Source organism: Paracoccus sp. ME4 (assembly GCF_046736325.1).
GTDB lineage: Bacteria > Pseudomonadota > Alphaproteobacteria > Rhodobacterales > Rhodobacteraceae > Paracoccus.
Genome location: NZ_CP151276.1, coordinates 2,988,980 through 3,008,868, shown reverse-complemented (window position 1 = coordinate 3,008,868; position 19,889 = coordinate 2,988,980). Strand labels below are relative to the sequence as shown.

18 protein-coding genes are annotated in these 19,889 nt (G+C 68.7%); 14 read left to right on the top strand and 4 right to left on the bottom strand.

The features are described 5' to 3' along the window. Positions 1-62: 62 nt before the first annotated feature. The 12 genes from AACG61_RS15305 to AACG61_RS15250 all read left to right on the top strand — a co-directional run bounded on the left by AACG61_RS15305 (position 63) and on the right by AACG61_RS15250 (position 13,994). Positions 63-1,121, top strand: a complete 1,059-nt coding sequence (locus tag AACG61_RS15305; protein ID WP_411837962.1) for a quinoprotein relay system zinc metallohydrolase 2 — start codon at positions 63-65, stop codon at positions 1,119-1,121. A gap of 88 nt (positions 1,122-1,209) precedes the next feature. Continuing rightward, positions 1,210-2,565, top strand: coding sequence for an ABC transporter substrate-binding protein (locus tag AACG61_RS15300; protein WP_411837961.1), 1,356 nt, complete (start codon positions 1,210-1,212; stop codon positions 2,563-2,565). Between the two features lie 58 nt (positions 2,566-2,623). Then, positions 2,624-3,619, top strand: coding sequence for a carbohydrate ABC transporter permease (locus AACG61_RS15295; RefSeq protein WP_411837960.1), 996 nt, complete (start codon positions 2,624-2,626; stop codon positions 3,617-3,619). Next, positions 3,619-4,752, top strand: a complete 1,134-nt coding sequence (locus tag AACG61_RS15290; RefSeq protein ID WP_411837959.1) for a carbohydrate ABC transporter permease — start codon at positions 3,619-3,621, stop codon at positions 4,750-4,752. Before AACG61_RS15295 ends, AACG61_RS15290 begins: the two co-directional genes overlap by 1 nt. Further along, positions 4,749-6,290 (top strand): alpha-amylase family glycosyl hydrolase, encoded by a 1,542-nt coding sequence (locus tag AACG61_RS15285; protein ID WP_411837958.1) that lies wholly within the window; start codon positions 4,749-4,751, stop codon positions 6,288-6,290. The genes AACG61_RS15290 and AACG61_RS15285 overlap by 4 nt, the downstream gene beginning before the upstream one ends. Positions 6,291-6,302: 12 nt before the next feature. Then, positions 6,303-7,526, top strand: coding sequence for an ABC transporter ATP-binding protein (locus AACG61_RS15280; protein WP_411837957.1), 1,224 nt, complete (start codon positions 6,303-6,305; stop codon positions 7,524-7,526). A 78-nt stretch (positions 7,527-7,604) separates the two neighbouring features. Next, positions 7,605-8,576, top strand: coding sequence for a GAF domain-containing protein (locus AACG61_RS15275; RefSeq protein WP_411837956.1), 972 nt, complete (start codon positions 7,605-7,607; stop codon positions 8,574-8,576). Between the two features lie 117 nt (positions 8,577-8,693). After that, a complete protein-coding gene (gene adh, locus AACG61_RS15270; RefSeq protein ID WP_411837955.1) occupies positions 8,694-10,220 on the top strand; it encodes an aldehyde dehydrogenase in 1,527 nt (508 codons plus the stop codon). 66 nt (positions 10,221-10,286) lie between these two features. Then, complete coding sequence (locus AACG61_RS15265) at positions 10,287-11,345, top strand: DNA topoisomerase IB (RefSeq protein ID WP_411837954.1); 1,059 nt, start codon at positions 10,287-10,289, stop codon at positions 11,343-11,345. Next, positions 11,342-11,671 (top strand): DUF779 domain-containing protein, encoded by a 330-nt coding sequence (locus AACG61_RS15260; protein WP_411837953.1) that lies wholly within the window; start codon positions 11,342-11,344, stop codon positions 11,669-11,671. Before AACG61_RS15265 ends, AACG61_RS15260 begins: the two co-directional genes overlap by 4 nt. Positions 11,672-11,738: 67 nt before the next feature. Next, positions 11,739-12,656 (top strand): N-acetyl-gamma-glutamyl-phosphate reductase, encoded by a 918-nt coding sequence (gene argC / locus AACG61_RS15255; protein WP_411837952.1) that lies wholly within the window; start codon positions 11,739-11,741, stop codon positions 12,654-12,656. 126 nt (positions 12,657-12,782) lie between these two features. Beyond that, on the top strand, positions 12,783-13,994 hold the full coding sequence (locus AACG61_RS15250; RefSeq protein WP_411837951.1) for a calcium-binding protein: 1,212 nt from the start codon (positions 12,783-12,785) through the stop codon (positions 13,992-13,994). A gap of 45 nt (positions 13,995-14,039) precedes the next feature. Here AACG61_RS15250 and AACG61_RS15245 read toward each other — a convergent pair whose 3' ends face one another. Further along, complete coding sequence (locus AACG61_RS15245) at positions 14,040-14,768, bottom strand: superoxide dismutase (protein WP_411837950.1); 729 nt, start codon at positions 14,766-14,768, stop codon at positions 14,040-14,042. A gap of 155 nt (positions 14,769-14,923) precedes the next feature. On the opposite strand from AACG61_RS15245, the gene serB reads away from it, so the two are divergent. Together serB and AACG61_RS15235 are read left to right on the top strand one after the other, a co-directional pair. After that, the gene (gene serB, locus AACG61_RS15240) at positions 14,924-15,811 is read left to right on the top strand and encodes a phosphoserine phosphatase SerB (RefSeq protein WP_411837948.1); all 888 of its coding nucleotides are present in this window, start codon (positions 14,924-14,926) and stop codon (positions 15,809-15,811) included. After that, positions 15,808-16,566: a TSUP family transporter gene (locus AACG61_RS15235; RefSeq protein ID WP_411837947.1), complete on the top strand. Its 759-nt coding sequence runs from the start codon at positions 15,808-15,810 to the stop codon at positions 16,564-16,566. The genes serB and AACG61_RS15235 overlap by 4 nt, the downstream gene beginning before the upstream one ends. Here AACG61_RS15235 and AACG61_RS15230 read toward each other — a convergent pair. From AACG61_RS15230 to AACG61_RS15220, 3 genes are all read right to left on the bottom strand, one after another. Beyond that, a complete protein-coding gene (locus tag AACG61_RS15230; protein WP_411837946.1) occupies positions 16,563-18,029 on the bottom strand; it encodes a mannitol dehydrogenase family protein in 1,467 nt (488 codons plus the stop codon). The genes AACG61_RS15235 and AACG61_RS15230 overlap by 4 nt on opposite strands. Positions 18,030-18,110: 81 nt before the next feature. Further along, on the bottom strand, positions 18,111-18,881 hold the full coding sequence (locus AACG61_RS15225) for an L-iditol 2-dehydrogenase (RefSeq protein ID WP_411837945.1): 771 nt from the start codon (positions 18,879-18,881) through the stop codon (positions 18,111-18,113). Then, entirely contained in the window at positions 18,878-19,882 is a 1,005-nt protein-coding gene (locus AACG61_RS15220; RefSeq protein ID WP_411837944.1) for an ABC transporter ATP-binding protein, read from the bottom strand. The genes AACG61_RS15225 and AACG61_RS15220 overlap by 4 nt, the downstream gene beginning before the upstream one ends. Positions 19,883-19,889: the final 7 nt, after the last annotated feature.

Sequence of the window (19,889 nt, the reverse complement as noted above, 5' to 3'; positions counted from 1 at the left end):
AACCGCGTGACCATTTCGTGATGGCGGTGCCTTTCGGGGCGGCAGGGAGGGTTCGATCGCCGATGTTCCACCTGATTCTGCCGGTCTGCCTGGCCCTGGCCACCGATCAATGCGCGAAGATCCTTCTGCCCCGCGGCGATTCGTCCGACCCCGCGAGCTGTCTGGCGGCGGCGGGTCCCGTCGTGTCGGACTGGATGGCGGGGCGGGAGGACCTGGTGGCGGGGACGCCCGACTGCATCCCGAATGCCGACCTGCCCGCCCTGCCGCTGGAGGCGCTTTCGCCCGGCGTCCTGGTCCATCCCGGCCGGCCCGTCGCGATGGAGGACAGCGCCGACGGGCATATCGCCAACCTCGGCGTGGTCATCGGGCGCGACGCGGTCGCGGTGATCGACGCGGGAACCACGCGGGCGCAGGGGCAGGCGCTCTACGTCGCGATCCGGCGGCGGACCGATCTGCCGATCCGGCATGTCGTGCTGACCCATATGCATCCCGACCATGTGCTGGGCGCGGCGGTGCTGGCCGAGGCCGGGGCGCAGGTCGTGGCCCATCACGCCATGCCTGCCGCGCTGCAGGCGCGGGCCGACGGCTATCTGCGGCTGGTCCGCGACCTCTATCCCGCGCGGGAGTGGATCGGCACCGCCGTCGCCATGCCCGACCGGCTGGTCGAGGATCGCGCCACGCTCGATCTGGGCGACAGGGAGCTGGACCTGCGCGCCTGGCCCGCCGCCCATACCGACAACGACCTGACGGTGACGGACCGGCGCAGCGCGACGCTGTTCGCGGGCGACCTGCTGTTTCGCGACCTGACGCCGGTGGTGGACGGGTCGCTGCGCGGCTGGCTGGAATGGCTGGACAGCGACCCGGCCGCCGGGGCACGCTGGATCGTGCCCGGCCACGGACCGGTCGGCGAATCATGGGCGCAGGTCGCGGCTCCGCAGGCGGCGTTTTTGAAAGCGCTTGCCGACAGCACCCGCGCCGCGATCGACCGCGGCCTGCCGCTGTCCGAAGCCGTCCCCGACATCGTCAAGGCCTTGCAAGGATTGCGTGATCCGTGGAATGACTATGACGTCACGGTCGCGCGCGATGCGACCGCCGCCTACAAGGAACTGGAATGGGAATGAGAAGCGTTTGACTGGTTCGTGAAATCTGGCAGATGTTGGCGATAACAGCCCGGCGATCAGCGACCGGGCAGGCTTCTGGGAGGAAGACGTGAAAAAGACCTTCTACACGACCGCGGCGATCATCGCCCTGGGCGCCGGGATGGCGCAGGCGCAGCTGGTGATCGAGCCGGGCAGCGACGACCGCATCAACTGGGCCAGCCTGGAGGAGTTCAAGGCCGCCCATCCCGACCTGGAGGGCCAGAGCTTCAACATCCTGGGCCCGTGGCTGGGCGGCGACCAGGAGCTGTTCCAGTCGGTCATCGCCTATTTCAACGAGGCGACCGGCGCGCAGGCGAACTATTCCGGCTCCAACAGCTTCGAGCAGCAGATCGTCATCGACAGCGAGGCCGGATCGCCCCCCGACGTGGCGGTTCTGCCGCAGCCGGGCCTGGCCGCCGACCTGGCCGCCAAGGGCTTCCTGAAGCCCCTGGGGCAGGAGACCTCGGACTGGCTGGTCGAGAACTATGCCGCGGGCGCGGACTGGGCGGCACTGGGCACCTATGCCGGGCCGGACGGGGCCGAGGCGCTCTACGCCTTCCCCTACAAGGCCGACGTGAAGTCGCTGGTCTGGTACGTCCCCGAGAACTTCGAGGATGCGGGTTATGAAATCCCCGAGACCTACGAGGATCTCAAGGCGCTGACCGAACAGATCGCCGCCGACGGCGAGACGCCCTGGTGCATCGGCCTGGTCTCGGGCGGCGCGACCGGCTGGCCCGCGACCGACTGGGTCGAGGACCTGATGCTGCGCACCGCCACGCCGGAGGATTACGACGCGTGGACCACGAACGAGATTCCGTTCAACGACCCCAAGGTCGTGGCCGCGATCGACGAGTTCGGCTGGTTCGCCAAGAACCCCGACTTCGTCGCGGGCGGCGTGGGGTCGGTCAGCGCGACCGACTTCCGCGAGAGCCCCGCGGGCCTGTTCGCCAGCCCCCCGGCCTGCTACCTGCACCGCCAGGCCAGCTTCATCACGACCTTCTTCCCCGAGGGAACCGTGGTGGGCGAGGATGCCGACTTCTTCTACATGCCCGCCCCCGCCTCGGGCGAGTTGGGCCAGCCGATCCTGGGCGGCGGCACGCTGTTCTCGGTGCTGACCGACAACCCCGCCGCGATGGCCTTCGTCGAGTTCCTCAAGACCCCGCTCGCGCATGAGATCTGGATGTCGCAGCAGGGCTTTGTCACCCCCCACAAGGGCGTGAACCCCGAGGCCTACAGTGATCCGACCGTGCGCCGCATGGGCGAGATCCTGACCGATGCCACGGTGTTCCGCTTCGACGGGTCGGACCTGATGCCCGGCGCGGTGGGCGCGGGCGCGTTCTGGACCGGGATGATCGACTTCGTCGGCGGCGCCTCGGCGCAGGACGTGGCCGACCGCATCCAGGCGACCTGGGATTCGCTGAACTGAGACGCGGCGCGGCGGCCCGGCGTGGTCGCCGCGCCCCTTCAACCAGGGGGGACGGGAAATGGAACTGCTGTGGTTGGCGGTCAGCACGATCGCGATCGGCGTCTTTGGCTGCGTGGCCTGGTTCTGGGGGTCGAACTGGCTTCTGGACCGCATCTTCCCGCCGCGCGGGCCGCAGGCGGGCGACAACATCCGCCGGGCGAACCAGATCCGCCCCTGGCTGTTCCTGGGACCGGCCATCCTGTTCCTGACCACCTATCTGGTCTATCCGGTCATCGACAGCTTTTGGAGCTCGCTGTTCAACGCCAACGGGTCGCGCTTCGTGGGCGCCGACAACTATCTGTGGCTGCTGAACGACGCCAAGTTCCGCGAATCGATGCTGAACAACATGCTGTGGCTTCTGGTGGTGCCGGCGCTGGCGACGCTGTTCGGGCTGCTGGCCGCGCAGCTGACCGACCGGCTGAAATGGGGCAACATCGGCAAGTCGCTGATCTTCATGCCCATGGCCATCAGCTTCGTCGGCGCGGGCGTCATCTGGAAGTTCATCTATGAATACCGCGCCTCGGGCGAGACGCAGATCGGCCTGCTGAACTGGATCGTGACCCAGCTCGGCGGAGAGCCGCAGATCTGGCTGACCCTGCCGGGCTGGAACAACCTGCTGCTGATGGTGGTGCTGGTCTGGATCCAGACCGGATTTGCCATGGTCATCCTGTCGGCCGCCCTGCGCGGCATCCCCGAGGAGACGATCGAGGCCGCCATCCTGGACGGCGCCAGCCCCCTGCAGGTCTTCTTCAAGATCAAGGTGCCGCAGATCATGGGCACCATCGCGGTGGTCTGGACCACCATCACCATCGTGGTGCTGAAGGTCTTCGACATCGTCTTCGTCATGACCAACGGGCAATGGGGCACGCAGGTGCTGGCCAACCTGATGTATGACTGGATGTTCCGCGGCACGCCCGATTACGGGCGCGGATCGGCCATCGCCATCGTGCTGATGATCCTGGTGACGCCCATCATGGTCTGGAACATCTACAACGCCCGCAAGGAGGTCCGCTGATGGAGGGGATGGCTGGACAGAAGTCGTCGCTGGCCTGGGCGGTCAACATCGCGGCCTTCCTGCTGGTGCTGCTGTGGACGATCCCGACGCTGGGCCTGTTCGTGTCGTCGTTCCGCGACCGCGACCAGATCTCCACCTCGGGGTGGTGGCAGTCCTTCTCGGGGTCGGTGCAGACCGGCTTCGTGCGCTCGGGCACGGGCGACGACCAGGTGCAGGAGGGCGACCTCTATGTCATCGAGGGCAGCGCGCTGGAGGGCACGCAGGAGCTGACGGCCTGGGGCACCAATGCCCGCCGCCCCGCCGAGTTCGAGCCCGGCGCCACCGTGCCGCTGGACGACGGGATCGAGCTGACCGTGACCGAGGACGGCAGCTATCGCATGACCTCGGCCCAGCCCTTCGAGATGCGCCGGGGCGAGCGGATCTTCACCACCACCATGTCTCCGCCCTCCTTCACGACCGAGAACTACAACCGCGTGCTGACCGCGGGCGGGCTGGGGCGCGCCTTCATGAATACCATGACGGTGACCATCCCCGCGACCGTCATCCCGATCCTGATCGCGGCCTTCGCGGCCTATGCGCTGGCCTGGATGGAGTTTCCGGGCCGCGCGCTGCTGACGGCGGCTGTGGTGGGGCTTCTGGTCGTGCCGCTGCAGGTGGCGCTGATCCCGCTTCTGCGGCTGCACAACGATCTGGGCATCGGCAAGGGCTATCTGGGCATCTGGCTGGCCCATACCGGCTTCGGCCTGCCATTGGCGGTCTATCTGTTGCGCAACTACATGGTCGGCCTGCCGCGCGAGGTGATCGAGAGCGCGCGCGTGGACGGCGCGACCGAGTTCCAGATTTTCCGCCGGATCATCCTGCCGCTGTCCTTCCCGGCGCTGGCCAGCTTCGCGATCTTCCAGTTCCTGTGGGTCTGGAACGACCTGCTGGTCGCGACCGTGTTCCTGGGCAACACGCGCGAGCAGCTGGTGATGACCGGCCTGCTGCGCGAACTGATGGGATCGCGCGGAGGTGAATGGGAGATCCTTGCAACTTCCGCCTTCATCTCGATAGCGGTGCCCCTGCTGGTGTTCTTCGCCATGCAGAAATACCTGGTCCGCGGATTGCTGGCCGGCTCCGTGAAAGGTGGATGAACTTGACTGAACAGACGACGGATTGGTGGAAGGGCGGGATCATCTATCAGATCTACCCGCGCAGCTTTCAGGACACGACGGGCGACGGGGTCGGCGATCTGGCCGGCATCGCGCAGCGCCTGCCCTATGTCGCGTCGCTCGGCGTGGATGCGGTCTGGATCTCGCCCTTCTTCACCTCGCCGATGAAGGATTTCGGCTACGATGTCAGCGACTATTGCGGCATCGACCCGATCTTCGGCCGGATGGAGGATTTCGACTGGCTGGTCGAACGCGCCCATGAGCTGGGCCTGAAGGTGATGATCGACCTGGTGATGTCGCACACCTCGGACCAGCACCCGTGGTTCAAGGAGAGCCGCGCCAGCCGCGACAACCCGCGCGCCGACTGGTATGTCTGGTCCGACCCGAAGCCCGACGGGACCGCGCCCAACAACTGGCTGTCGATCTTCGGCGGCAGCGCCTGGCAGTGGGATGCGCGGCGCGAGCAGTATTACCTGCACAACTTCCTGACCTCGCAGCCGGACCTGAACTTCCACAACCCCGCCGTCCAGGACGCCCTGATCGAGATGGCGCGGTTCTGGCTGGACAAGGGCGTGGACGGCTTCCGGCTGGACACGATCAACTTCTATTTCCACGACGCGCAGCTGCGCGACAACCCGGCCCTGCCGCCGGAGCTGCGCAAGGCCGACACCGCCCCCGCCGTGAACCCCTACAACCACCAGAGCCACCGCTACAGCAAGTCCCAGCCCGAGAACCTGGCCTTCCTGGAGAAGTTCAACCAGGCGCTGACGCCCTATGGCGCGTCGGTGGTGGGCGAGATCGGCGACAGCGAACGCGGGCTGGAACTCCTGGAGGAATACACCGGCGTGCCGGGCCGGGTGCAGATGTCCTATGTCTTCGACTTCCTGTCGGGGGACGACCTGCCCGCCGCGCGCGTGGTCGAGGTCTTCGAGAAGCTGCAGGCGATCGCGCCCAATGCCTGGCCTTGCTGGGCCATGTCGAACCATGACGTGGTGCGCCACATCAGCCGCTGGAACCTGAGCGATCAGGCGGCCAAGGCCTATGCGACGGTGCTGGTCTGCCTGCGCGGGTCGGTCTGCCTCTATCAGGGCGAGGAGCTGGGCCTGCCCGAGGCCGAGCTGGCCTTCGAGGACCTGCGCGACCCCTACGGCATCGAGTTCTGGCCCGAGTTCAAGGGCCGCGACGGCTGCCGGACGCCGATGGTCTGGGACATGGGCGTGAACGGCGGCTTCTCGACCAGCCAGCCGTGGCTGCCCGTGCCGCACACGCATCTGCAGCGCACCGTGGTGGGCCAGGAGGCTGACGCCCAGTCCATGCTGCACCATTACCGGTGGGCGATCGGGCTGCGGCGCAAGCACAGCGCGCTGCGCGGCGGCACGATGACCGACATCCGCGCGCAGGGACCGGTGCTGTCCTTCCGCCGCGCCGACGCCCAGCAGACCCTGCAGATCCGCGCGAACCTGTCCGACCAGGACGCGGAGGGGCTGACGCCCTGGCAGGTCCAGATCATCGAAGGATAGGGGGGAACCGCAATGGCCGATCTGAAACTGACCGATGTCGCCAAGTCCTATGGCGACGTGCAGGTGCTGCGCGACATCAACCTGGATATCAGGTCGGGCGAATTCATCGTGTTCGTGGGCCCGTCAGGCTGCGGGAAATCGACGCTGCTGCGGATGATCGCGGGGCTGGAGCAGATCAGCGGCGGCACGCTGAAGATCGGCGGGCGGGTGATGAACGACATCCCGCCCAGCCAGCGCGGCATCGCGATGGTGTTCCAGTCCTATGCCCTTTATCCGCACATGACGGTGCGCGACAACATGGCCTTCGCCCTGAAGATCGCGGGGCAGTCGAAGGACCAGATCCAGGCCGCGACCGACCGGGCGGGCCGGATGCTGCAGCTGACGCCCTATCTGGACCGCCTGCCCAAGGCGCTGTCGGGCGGTCAGCGCCAGCGCGTGGCCATCGGCCGCGCCATCGTGCGCGACCCGCAGGTCTATCTGTTCGACGAACCTCTGTCGAACCTGGACGCCGCCCTGCGGGTGGCGACGCGCATCGAGATCGCGCAGCTGAAGGCCTCGATGCCCGACCGCACGATGATCTACGTCACCCACGACCAGACCGAGGCGATGACCCTGGCCGATCGCATCGTGGTGCTGGCCGGCGGCGGCATCGCCCAGGTCGGCGCGCCGCTGGAGCTGTACGAGCGCCCGATGACCGAGTTCGTGGCCCAGTTCATCGGCAGCCCGGCGATGAACCTGCTGCCCGGTCGGGTCAAGACCGTGGGGGCGATGACCACGGTCGCGCTGGACGGCGGGCTGGAGGCGCAGGTCGCCATCCCGACCCGTGCCGGCGACGAGGGCATGGCCGTCAATCTGGGCGTGCGCCCCGAGGACATGCGCGAGACCGACGGCACCCCGGTCTTCGAGGGGACGGTCGATCTGACCGAGGCCCTGGGCGAGGTGACGCTGCTCTATTTCGGCACCGGGGCCGAGGCCGCGCCGATCACCGCCAAGCTGCCGGGCATCCACCCGGACCTGAAGGGGCGGCGCGTCCGCCTGACCGCCGATCCCCATGCGCTGCACCTGTTCCACAAGGGGCAGTCGCTGCTGTATCGCGACGGGGCCGACCGCCTGCCGCCGTATCAGCCGCGCATCGCCGCGCCCTCGGGCAGCATGGGCGGCACGCCCGCGCATCCCGACAAGGGGCGCGACCGCGCGGTCGACGGGGTCGTGATCCCCGAGGGCCCGGTCCGCTGAGACCTGCGGGCTGCGACCAAAGTCGCAGGTCGCGGCCCGAAAACCGTGCTATAGTCCCCCCATCCTGAGGGGGAGATCATGACCGAACGCAACCACGCGGAGCTTGTGGCCGCGCAGTCGCAGTCCCGCAGCGCGACCTCGGCGCTGGCCGCGTCCTGGCGGCGGTCGATGCTGAAGCACGGGCTGGACCCGGCAGACCGCCGTCGCCCCGACCGCCTGTCCGATGCCGAGCTGGCCGACCGGCTGGAGGCGATGCGGTCCTTCCTGACGGTCGCGGGGCCGCAGCTGGATCAGCTCTACAACCTCGTCGGCCTGTCGGGCTGCAACGTGCTGCTGACCGACGCGCAGGGGATCGTGCTGGACCAGCGCGTGTCGGATGCCGATGCGGCGCAGTTCCGGGACTGGGGCCTTTGGCAGGGCGCCGACTGGTCCGAGGCCGCGCAGGGCACCAACGGCATCGGCACCTGCCTGGTCGAGGGGCGCGCCCTGACCATCCATCGCGACGAGCATTTCCACACCCGCAACACCGCCATGTCCTGCATGGACGCGCCGATCTGGGGGCCGGACGGGCGGCTTCTGGCGGCGCTGGACGTCAGCAGCGCGCGCGCCGACCAGACCGAGCGCTACAACCGGCTGATCTCGGCGCAGGTGGCGCAGACCGCGCGCGCCATCGAGGCGACCTTCTTCCGGCAGAGCTTTCCGGACGCGCGCATCGTCATGGCCTCGGACGATCAGAGCGATCAGGCGGTGCTGCTGGCGGTGGACAAGGACGACCTGGCCATCGGCGCGACCCGCGCCGCCCGCCGCGCCCTGGGGCTGGAGCGCGAGGGTGCGATCCGGCCGCGCCCGGCCGCCGACCTGCTGGGCCGCCAGGACGATCTGACCGGCTTCGACCGCGCCGAACGGGCCGCGGTGATGCGGGCCCTGGCGCGGGCCGAGGGCAACGTCTCGGCTGCCGCACGCGCCCTGGGGGTCGGTCGCGCGACGCTCTATCGGCGCATGGCGCGGTTGGGCTTGAGCGAAAATCACGGGGGACTGTCTCGATCGTGAGACAGCTTCTGCGCTGCGGCGTGGATCGGCGGTTGCTCCGAATCACCTTGCGTCCGACGCTGGCCCCATACCCGGACCGGGAGATCCGGGGGCTGTCATCCTGAGGAGGAGGAACCGATGCCGAACGACCAGACGCACGAATTCAAGGGCGTGGGCGTGATGCCCTTTGCCCGCCGCTACGACAACTTCATTGGCGGCGAATGGGCGGCGCCCAAGTCGGGCAAGTACTTCACCAACACCACGCCCATCACCGGCGCCGAGATCGGAGAGATCGCCCGGTCCAACGCCGACGACATCGAGGCCGCGCTGGACGCCGCCCACAAGGCCAAGGGGGCCTGGGGCCGGACCTCGACCACGGAACGCTCGAACATCCTGCTGAAGATCGCCGACCGGATGGAGCAGAACCTGGAGCTGCTGGCCACGGCCGAGACCTGGGACAACGGCAAGCCCATCCGCGAGACGATGGCCGCCGACCTGCCGCTGGCCATCGACCATTTCCGCTACTTCGCGGGCGTGCTGCGCGCGCAGGAGGGCGGCATCTCCGAGATCGACAACGACACGATCGCGTATCATTTCCACGAGCCCCTGGGCGTGGTGGGTCAGATCATCCCGTGGAACTTTCCGCTGCTGATGGCCTGCTGGAAGCTGGCGCCGGCGCTCGCGGCCGGCAACTGCGTGGTGCTGAAGCCCGCGGAACAGACCCCGGCCACGATCATGGTCTTTGCCGAGCTGATCGCGGACCTGCTGCCGCCGGGCGTGCTGAACATCGTGAACGGCTTCGGCCTGGAGGCGGGCAAGCCGCTGGCCTCGAACCCGCGAATCTCCAAGATCGCCTTCACCGGCGAGACGACCACCGGCCGCCTGATCATGCAGTATGCGTCCGAGAACCTGATCCCGGTGACGCTGGAGCTGGGCGGCAAGTCGCCCAACATCTTCATGGAGGATGTCTGCCGCGAGGATGACGACTTCTTCGACAAGGCGATCGAGGGCTTCGTGATGTTCGCGCTGAACCAGGGCGAGGTCTGCACCTGCCCGTCGCGCGCGCTGATCCACGAGAAGATCTATGACCGGTTCATGGAGAAGGCGCTGAAGCGCGTCGAGGCCATCGTGCAGGGCGACCCGCGCGACAGCGCGACGATGATCGGGGCGCAGGCCAGCAGTGAGCAGAAGGAGAAGATCCTCAGCTACTTCGACATCGGTCGCAAGGAAGGCGCCGAGGTGCTGATCGGCGGCGAGGCCGCGGATCACGGCGGAGAGCTGTCGGGCGGCTTCTACATCAAGCCGACGGTCTTCAAGGGCCACAACAAGATGCGCGTCTTCCAGGAGGAGATCTTCGGGCCGGTCGTGTCCGTGACCACCTTCAAGGACCATGACGAGGCGCTGTCGATCGCCAACGACACGCTCTACGGTCTGGGCGCCGGGCTGTGGTCGCGGGATGCCAACACCTGCTACCGCTTCGGCCGGGCCATCCAGGCGGGCCGGGTCTGGACCAACTGCTATCACGCCTATCCGGCCCATGCGGCCTTCGGCGGCTACAAGCAGTCGGGCATCGGGCGCGAGAACCACCGCATGATGCTGGACCACTATCAGCAGACCAAGAACATGCTGGTCAGCTACAGCCCCAAGAAGCTGGGCTTCTTCTGACAGGGATTGCGGGCGGCCCCACGGGGTCGCCCGCAACCGCAAGGCCCCGGGGCGCGTTCCGCGATCATGGCCAAGGACAGCACCGTCATCGACCCCCAGGACGCCGCGCTCAGCGCGGGCCTGACCTATGTGACCGACGACATGCCGGGCATCACCCGACGGCGCGCGGGCAAGGGGTTCAGCTATCGCGACGCGGAGGGGCGCACCATCGCCGATGCCGCGGAACGCCGGCGCCTGGCCGCGCTGGCGGTGCCGCCCGCCTATGACGACGTGTGGATCTGCCCGGACCCGCGCGGCCATATCCAGGCCACCGGGCGCGACGCCAAGGGGCGCAAGCAGTACCGCTATCACCCCGAGTTCCGCGCCCTGCGGGACAGCGCGAAATACGAGCACATGCTGGAGTTCGCCCGCGCGCTGCCGCGCATCCGCAACCGGGTGGACCGCGACATGCGCAGGCGTGGCCTGCCCCTGGACAAGGTCGCGGCCAGCATCGTCTATCTGCTGGAACACAGCATGATCCGCGTCGGCAACGACCGCTATGCCAAGGAGAACAAGTCGCACGGCCTGACCACGCTGCGCGCGCGGCATGTGGACCTGTCGGGCAGCCAGCTGCGCTTCCGGTTCAAGGGCAAGTCGAACAAGGAATGGGACCTGCGCCTGACCGACCGGCGCATCGCGCGGGTGGTGCGCGCGCTGCAGGACATTCCCGGCCAGCACCTGTTCCAGTATCTGGACGAGGACGGCACGCGGCAGCGGGTGACCTCGGGCGAGGTCAACGACTATCTGCGCCGCGTCTCGGGGCGCGAGGTGACGGCCAAGGATTTCCGCACCTGGACCGGCACGGTCCTGGCCGCGCTGGCCCTGGCCGAATGCGAGAAGGCCGACAGCGAGGCCGCCGCGAAACGCCAGCTGCGCGACGTCATCGAGGAGGTCGCCGCGCGGCTTGGCAACACGCCCACGATCTGCCGGCAGTGCTATGTGCATCCGCAGGTGATCGAGGCGCATCTGTCGGGCAGTCTGACGCTGGACCTGCGGGCGCGCATCGACGACGATCTGAAACGGCAGGGCCTCAGCGCGGAGGAGCGTCAGGTCCTGCGATTCCTGAGGAGGAGGCTGAAGGCATGAGCACCGTGACCGCGACCCCCGAGGCGCTGAAGCTGATCGACGAGATCGTGGCCGATCACGGCCCGGTCCTGTTCCACCAGTCGGGCGGCTGCTGCGACGGATCGTCCCCCATGTGCTATCCGCAGGGCGATTTCCGCGTGGGCGAGCGCGACGTCAGGCTGGGCGAGATCGGCGGCGCGCCCTTCTACATCTCGGCCAGCCAGTACGAGGCGTGGAAGCATACCGACCTCATCATCGACGTGGTTCCGGGCCGGGGCGGGATGTTCAGCCTGGACAACGGCCGCGAGAAGCGTTTCCTGACCCGATCCGAGCTGTGCAGCCTGTGATCGCGCGTTGTGGGGACGGTCGCGATCCGCTAGACACGGCCGCGACCCGCACAGCAAAGGTGGCCCCATGACCCACAGCGTCTTCATCGACGGCGAAGCCGGAACGACCGGACTGCAGATCCGCGACCGTCTGCTGGGCCGCGACGACATCCGCCTGGTGCAGCTGGACCCCGCGCGCCGCAAGGAGCCGGAGGCGCGGGCGGAATGCTTTGCCCAGGCCGACGTGGCCATCCTGTGCCTGCCCGACGCCGCCTCGCGCGAGGCGGTGGCGCTGACGCAGGGCATGGACGTGCGGCTGATCGACGCCTCGACCGCCTATCGGACCGATCCGGACTGGGCCTTCGGCTTTCCCGAACTGGCCCCCGAAATGCGCGAGCTGATCGCCGCCGCCCGCCATGTCAGCAATCCGGGCTGCTATTCCACGGGCGCCATCGCGATGATCGCGCCTCTGGTCGCGGCCGGCCTGATCGACGAGACCGAGGCCCTGTCGATCAACGCCGTCAGCGGCTACACCGGCGGCGGCAAGGCGCTGATCGCGGAATATGACGCGGGCACCGCGCCCGCCCATTTCGTCTATGGGCTGGATCAGCGCCACAAGCACATCCCCGAGATCATGACCCATGGCGGCCTGCTGCTGCAGCCGGTCTTCGCGCCGTCGGTCGGCAGTTTCGCGCAGGGCATGGCGGTGCAGCTGCCGCTGCATCTGGACGACGACCGCAGTGTCGCGGCCCTGCACCAGGCGCTGGCCGACCACTATGCGGATGCGCGCTTCGTGCAGGTCGTGCCGGCCGACCAGATTGGCGCGCGGATCGACCCGACCGCGCTGAACGGGACCAACCTGCTGCGCATCAGCGTGCATGGCAGCGACGATGCGGGCTGCGCCACGGTCGTCGCGGTGCTGGACAACCTGGGCAAGGGCGCGTCCGGCGCGGCGGTGCAGAACCTGAACATCATGCTGGACCTGCCGGAGGATGCGGGGCTGTGACGGCCCCGCGACCCTGCGGCATCTGACGCAATCCCTGTTCTCGAGCCGCCGCCGTTCGGCTAGCATCGCGCCGCAACGGTGTCTTCGGCCCTCGATGACGGGGGCGACGTTGGCGGGATTTCAGGAATGGCATTTCTCTACGCATACGAGGGGTTCGATCAGGACCGCTTCGATCTGAGTGCATTGTATTACAGCCGCCTTGATTCGCAGTTCCGGGAGGACAGCTTCATCGACTATGGGGAGGCGGTCCTCCCGGATACATATGCGATCGCCTACCAGACCAGATTGGGGTTGGTCGCGACGCTCTTTGCCGGGCGCGACTTCCGGTTCGAGGGCGGCCGTGCCGTCGGCGGAACGGTCAACCTGATCGGCGAGGTCAACAGCGATGAGGTGTTGTCCTGGATGATGGGACGGGTCGCCGTGCCGCTGGCCGAGATCCAGCGGGCGTCCGAGACATTGGTGCGTGGTGATGACAGGGCATTGATCGGCCGGGTCCTGTCCGGGAATGACCGGATGACCCTGAGCGACGATGCGGATCGCGCCTCCGGGATGGCGGGCGACGACACGCTGTTCGGCAATGCGGGCGCCGACACTCTGGGCGGAGGCGCGGGGAACGACCGCCTGTTTGGCGGCGCTGGTGCAGACCGGCTGCTGATGGATGCCGGGGCGGACCGGATCGCCGGTGGCGCGGGCATCGATTGGCTGGTCGTGCAGGGGGCCGGGGCGGTGCGCGTCGATCTGGCCAGGACCGCGGCACAGGCCACGGGTCTGGGCCGCGACACCATCCTGCAGGTCGAGAACATCCAAGGCGGCGCGGGCGACGACCGGCTGTTAGGCGATGCGGGGGCCAATATGCTGCGCGGTGGCCGGGGTGACGACCGGCTGTTCGGCCGCGCCGCCGATGACAGCGTGGAGGGCGGCGACGGGGCTGATCATCTGGACGGAGGGCTGGGCGCCGACCGCCTGCTGGGTGGCGCGGGGTCGGACGTTCTGATCGGCGGGCTTGACGCGGATGTGCTGACGGGCGGGTCGGATGCCGACCGGTTCGTGCTCCGCACCACGGGGGACAGCACCGCCGCAACGATGGACCGCATCGTCGATTTCCGTCAGGGCGAGGACCTCATCGACCTGTCCGGGATCGACGCTGACCGGATGCTGGCAGGAGATCAGGACTTCCGGATGGGAGAGGGGACTGATGACGCGCCGCTGACGGTCCGCCAGCTGTCCGGGCTGAATCAGACGCGCATCCTGCTCGATGTGGATGCGGACGGGCGGGCCGATGCGGTCATCCGGCTGATCGGCCTGGTGACACTGACCGAGGCCGACTTCATCCTGTAGCCGGGAGTGGACCGGCGGCGGTCCGTGCCGCCGCCGGTCGCAGGGTCAGTCGGCCAGCGCCGCAGCATGGCGTTCGGACACCACGTCCCAGTCCACCACACCCCACCATGCCTCCAGATACTCGGCCCGGCGGTTGTTGTAGGTCAGGTAATAGGCGTGCTCCCAAACGTCATTGCCCAGGATCGGCGTGCCCTTCGTCTCGGCCACGTCCATCAGCGGGTTGTCCTGGTTCGGGGTCGAGGTGATCTGCAGCTGGTCCTGATCGTCCACGATCAGCCAGACCCAGCCCGACCCGAACTGCCCGGCGCCGGCCTGCTGGAAGGCGGTGCGGAACTCCTCCTCCGATCCGAAGGCCTCGGTGATGGCCTCGCTCAGCTCGGGCGACATCTCTCCGACCTCGGCGGCGGGGGCCATGCTCTCCCAGAAGAAGGTGTGGTTCCAATGACCGCCCGCATTGTTGCGGATGGCGGGGGTGAAGGTCCCGGCCTGGGCCACCAGATCCTCCAGCGAAGTGCCCGCCGGGGCGTCGCCCGCGGCGATCGCCTTGTTCAGGTTGTCCACGTAGGCCTGATGGTGCTTGCCGTGATGCAGCGCCATCGTCTCGGCGCTGATGACGGGGGCCAGCGCATCGGCCGCATAGGGCAGATCGGCCAGCGCGAATTCGCCCTCGGCCGGGGTCTCGGCGGCGGCGGCGTCCGGGGCGGCCGCGTCCTGGGCCAGGACCGCTGCGGGCAGTCCGGCGATCAGCGTGGCGATGGCAATCTTGTGGAACATCCTATCCTCCTGGTCGTCACAGCCACCAAAACGGCAACCGGCGGGTGAAGTTCCGCGACCCGCACGGGGCGCGGCGGGGTTTCGCCGCGACGGCTCTGGCGCAGGCGCCGCAAAGCGCCTACACCCGGCGGCATCCGAGAAGAGGACCCGCGCCCATGTTCACCGTCTCGCTGATCGCATCGCCCGCGGCCGCCAATCTGGACGCCGATCTGCCGGGGGGTCTGGCCGCGCAGTGGGGCGGCGACGATCCGCGCTGGCTGGCGCCGGGCATCGCGGCCGAGTTCGACATCGCCACCGCGCCCGACGATGCCGATCAGGTCTGGTCCGACCTGCAGACCATCGGCATCGACCTGGCGATCCAGCCCCTGGGCGGGCGGCGCAAGCGCATCCTGATTGCGGACATGGATTCGACCATGATCGGCCAGGAATGCATCGACGAACTGGCCGACATGGCGGGTTTCGGCCCCCGCGTCGCGGCCATCACCGCCCGTGCCATGAACGGAGAGCTGGATTTCGACCAGGCCCTGACCGAGCGGGTGGCCCTGCTGCGCGACCTGCCCGAGGCGGTCATCGCTCAGGTCCTGGCCGAGCGCATCACCATGGCGCCGGGCGGCGCGCAGCTGGTCGCGACCATGCGGGCGCATGGGGCCTACACGGCGCTGGTCTCGGGCGGGTTCACGGCCTTCACCCAGGCCGTCGCGGCGCATCTGGGATTTGACGAACACCGCGCCAACACGCTGCTGGCGCAGGACGGGCGGCTGACCGGCCATGTCGCCTTGCCGATCCTGGGGCGCGAGGCCAAGGTCGACGCCCTGACCCAGATCGCCGCGCGGCTTGGCACCACGCCGCAGAACGCCATCGCGGTGGGCGACGGGGCGAACGACCTGGGCATGATCCAGCTGGCCGGGGCGGGGGTCGCGCTGCACGCGAAGCCGACCGTCGCCGCCCAGGCCCAGATCCGCATCAATCACGGCGACCTGACCGCGCTGCTCTATCTTCAGGGCTATGGGCAGGACGATTTCGTGACACCGCCCGCGCCATGATCGATCTGACCGTCGAGCTGGTGATGCTGCTGATGGCGGCGGCCTTCGCCGCGGGCTGCATCGACGCCATCGCGGGGGGAGGCGGGCTGATCACGCTGCCGGTGCTGATGCTGGCGGGGCTGTCGCCCGCGCAGGCGCTGGCCACGAACAAGGTGCAGGGCGTTTTCGGCGCGGGCACCGCGGCACTCAGCTACGCGGCGCGCGGCCTGGTCGATCTGCGCAGCCAATGGAAATCCGCGCTGATCGCCGGAGCCGCGGGGGCAGCGGGCGCGGTGCTGATCAGCGCCATCCCGACCGACGGGCTGCGGCTGATCCTGCCCGTGATCCTGGTCGGCATCGCGCTGTTCTTTGCGTTCAAGCCGGGGCTGGACGATCTGGACCGCACGCGCCGCCTGACGCCCGCGGTCTTTGCCGCGACGGTCGTGCCGCTGATCGGGCTTTACGACGGGCTGGTCGGGCCGGGGGCGGGGGCGTTCTACATGATCGGTTTCGTCACGCTGGCCGGATACGGCGTGCTGAAGGCCACTGCGCATACCAAGCTGCTGAACTTCGCGTCGAACCTGGGCGGTCTGGCGGCCTTCGCGCTGGTGGGCCAGCCGCTGTGGCTTCTGGGCGCGGCGATGGGCGCGGCCCAGATCGCGGGGGCGATGCTGGGCGCGCGGCTGGCCTCGCGCGTGGGCGCGCGGCTGATCAAGCCGCTGCTGGTCGTGACCTCGACGCTGCTGGCGGCACGGCTGATCTGGCAGATGCTCTAGCCCCTCCAGGCGCGCAGGGTCGCACGCACCCCGTCGCGGTGCAGCGCCTGCAGCGCCGCCCCGAAGGCCTCCACCACGGCGGCTGATCGGCCCAGATCGCCGAAGATGGCATGCTGCGCCAGGAAGGCGGCCGGGTCCTCGCGGGCGGCCAAGGCGTGCCGTTTCAGGCTGGCATGGGCGTCGTCATTGGGCGCGATGGGCGCGCCCGCCTCGGTCGTGCCCTCGCAATAGCGGCACCACAGCGCCAGCTCCAGCGCCAGCCCGTCGATGGAGGCGCCCGCCGCCAGACGGTCGCGCAGCGTCGGCAGGATGAACTTCGGCTGGCGGTTCGACCCGTCCAGGCACAGGCGCGGGATGGTGTCGCCGATCTCGGGGTTGGAGAAGCGGCTGACGATCAGCGCCAGATAGTCGTCATAGCTGACGCCCGGAATGGGCTTCAGCGTCGGGATGATCTCGCGCGTCTCCAGCGCGCCGAGCCAGCCCGCGATGTCCGCGTCCGCCATCGCGTCATGGACGAAATGATGCCCCAGCAGGGCCGAGGCATAGGCGATGGCCGCGTGCCCGCCGTTCAGGATTCGCAGCTTCATCAGCTCGTGGCGGCCCACATCGGCGACGAATTCGGCGCCCACGGCCTCCAGCGCGGGGCGGCCCTGGGGGAAGTTGTCCTCCAGCACCCATTGGCGGAACGGCTCGCAGACGACGGGGGCCGCGTCCTCGATGCCGAAGCGGTCACGGACCAGGGCACGCTCGCGGTCGCTGGTCGCGGGGGTGATGCAATCGACCATGCTGTTCGGGAACGCCACGTTGGCCTGCACCCAATCGGCCAAGCTTGGGTCCTGCGCGCGGGCCAGCCCCGTCAGGGTGCGCGCGCAGACATGGCCGTTCTCGGGCAGGTTGTCGCAGGACAGGACCGTGAAGGGCGCATGGCCCGCCGCGCGCCGCGCCCGGAGCGCGGCCAGGATCATGCCGAAGACGGTGCGCGGCGCGTCCGGCGCGCCCGCGTCATGCGCCATGTCGGGATGGCTTGCGTCGAAGCCGTCAGTCTTGGCATCGACGTAATAGCCGCCCTCGGTGATGGTCAGCGAGACGATGCGGATCGCCGGATCGGCCATGGCGGCGATGGTGGCTGCCGGGTCCACGGCCACGAAATCGATCATCGAGCCCAGCACCTGCGCGGAGAGGCCATCGGGGTCCAGCTCGACCAGCGTGGTCAGCCAGTCCTGTTCCGCCAGCCGCTCACGCATGGCGGCGTCGTTCGGGCGCACGCCAGCACCGACCAGCGCCCAGTCATGATCGCGCCCCTGGGCGAACAGCCGGTCCAGATACCAGGCCATATGCGCGCGGTGAAAGTTGCCGACGCCCACATGCAGGATGCCGGGCGTCAGCGCGCTGCGGTCATAGGCGGGGCGCGCCACATCCTGCGGCAGCTGGTCCAGCGCGGAGTCGTTCAATCGGATGGCCATGATCGGACCTTTCGTCAAAGCGCCCCTGTTCCGCGGCGCGGGTCGCGCGCGGGGGGCCGGAGGAGGAGGGGAGGGTGGCGGTCAGCTCATCCAGTTGCCGCCATCGACATTGTAGGTCTGCGCCACGATGTAATCGGCATCGCGGGAGGCCAGGAACACCGCCATGCCGGTCAGGTCGGCGGCGGTGCCCATGCGGCCATAGGGGACGGCGGCGCCGACCTCGGCCTTCTTCTGGCCGGGGGCCTTGCCTTCGTATTTCGCGAAAAACGCGTCGACCCCGTCCCAATGCTCGCCATCCACCACGCCGGGAGCGATGGCGTTCACGTTGATGCCATGGGCGATCAGGTTCAGGCCCGCCGATTGGGTCAGGCTGATGACCGCGGCCTTGCTGGCGCAATAGACCGCGACCAGCGCCTCTCCGCGGCGCCCGGCCTGGGAGGCCATGTTGATGATCCGTCCGCCCCGGCCGCGCGCGATCATCGACCGCGCGACGGCCTGCATCATGAACAGCGTGCCCGACACGTTGACCGCCATGATCCGGTCGTGATCGGCGCGGGTGATCTCGACCAAGGGCGCCGCTGTGAACAGGGCGGCGTTGTTGATCAGGATGTCAATGCCGCCGAACTGCTGTTCGACGGAGGCCACGCAGGCGTCGATGCTGGCCTGATCGGTCACGTCCAGCGCGACGGCGATGGCGCCGTCGCCCAGGGCGGCGGCGGCCTGCTGCGCCGCATCGAGGTTGATGTCGCAGATGGCCACGCGGGCGCCCTCGCGCAGATAGGCGCGGGCGAATTCCAGGCCGATGCCGCGTGCGGCTCCGGTGATCAGGGCGGTCTTGCCTTGCAGTCTCATGCGATCCGCGCCCCCGACGCGTCGAAACGGTGGATCTGTGCGGGATCGGGCGTCAGGAAGACCGTGTCGCCGTGATGCAGGTCGATGTCGCCGCCCGCGCGCACGGTGATCGTCTCGGCCAGGCCCGTCCCCTCGACATAGAAGAACGTGTCGCTGCCCAGATGCTCGGAGACGCCCACGCGGCCTTGCCAGGTGCCCGTCGTTGCCGAGACGGCGATATGCTCGGGGCGGATGCCGATGGTCCGGGCGCCGTGGCGGGCGGCCTCGGGGCCGTCGATCAGGTTCATCCTGGGGCTGCCGATGAAGCCCGCGACGAAGAGGTTGCGGGGCGCGCGATAGAGCTCCATCGGGCTGCCGACCTGTTCGATGTTGCCGGCGCGCAGGACGACGATCTTGTCGGCCATGGTCATCGCCTCGACCTGATCGTGGGTGACATAGATCATCGTGGTCTTCAGGCGGTTGTGCAGCTCGCTGATCTCCAGGCGCATGCCGACGCGCAGCGCCGCGTCTAGGTTCGACAACGGCTCGTCAAAAAGGAACGCGGCCGGTTCGCGCACAATCGCCCGCCCGATGGCCACGCGCTGGCGCTGGCCGCCCGACAGCTGGCCGGGCTTGCGGTCCAGGTAATCGGTTAGGTTCAGCGCCTTGGCGGCGGCCGTGATGCGGCGGTCCTGTTCGTCCTGCGGGACGCCCGCCATGCGCATCGGAAAGGCGATGTTCTTTCGGACCGACATGTGCGGGTAGAGGGCATAGCTCTGGAACACCATCGCCAGGCCGCGCTTGGCGGGGGGCGTGTCGGTGGCGTCCTTGCCGTCGATCAGGATGCGCCCGCCGGACGTGTCCTCCAGCCCCGCGATCAGGCGCAGCAGCGTGGATTTCCCGCAGCCCGAGGGGCCGACGAAGACCACGAATTCGCCGTCCTCGATGTCCAGGTCCAGGGGCGGGATGACCTCGACCTCTCCGAACCGCTTGGTCACTTTCTCAAGGGTGATGCGTCCCATGATGGTC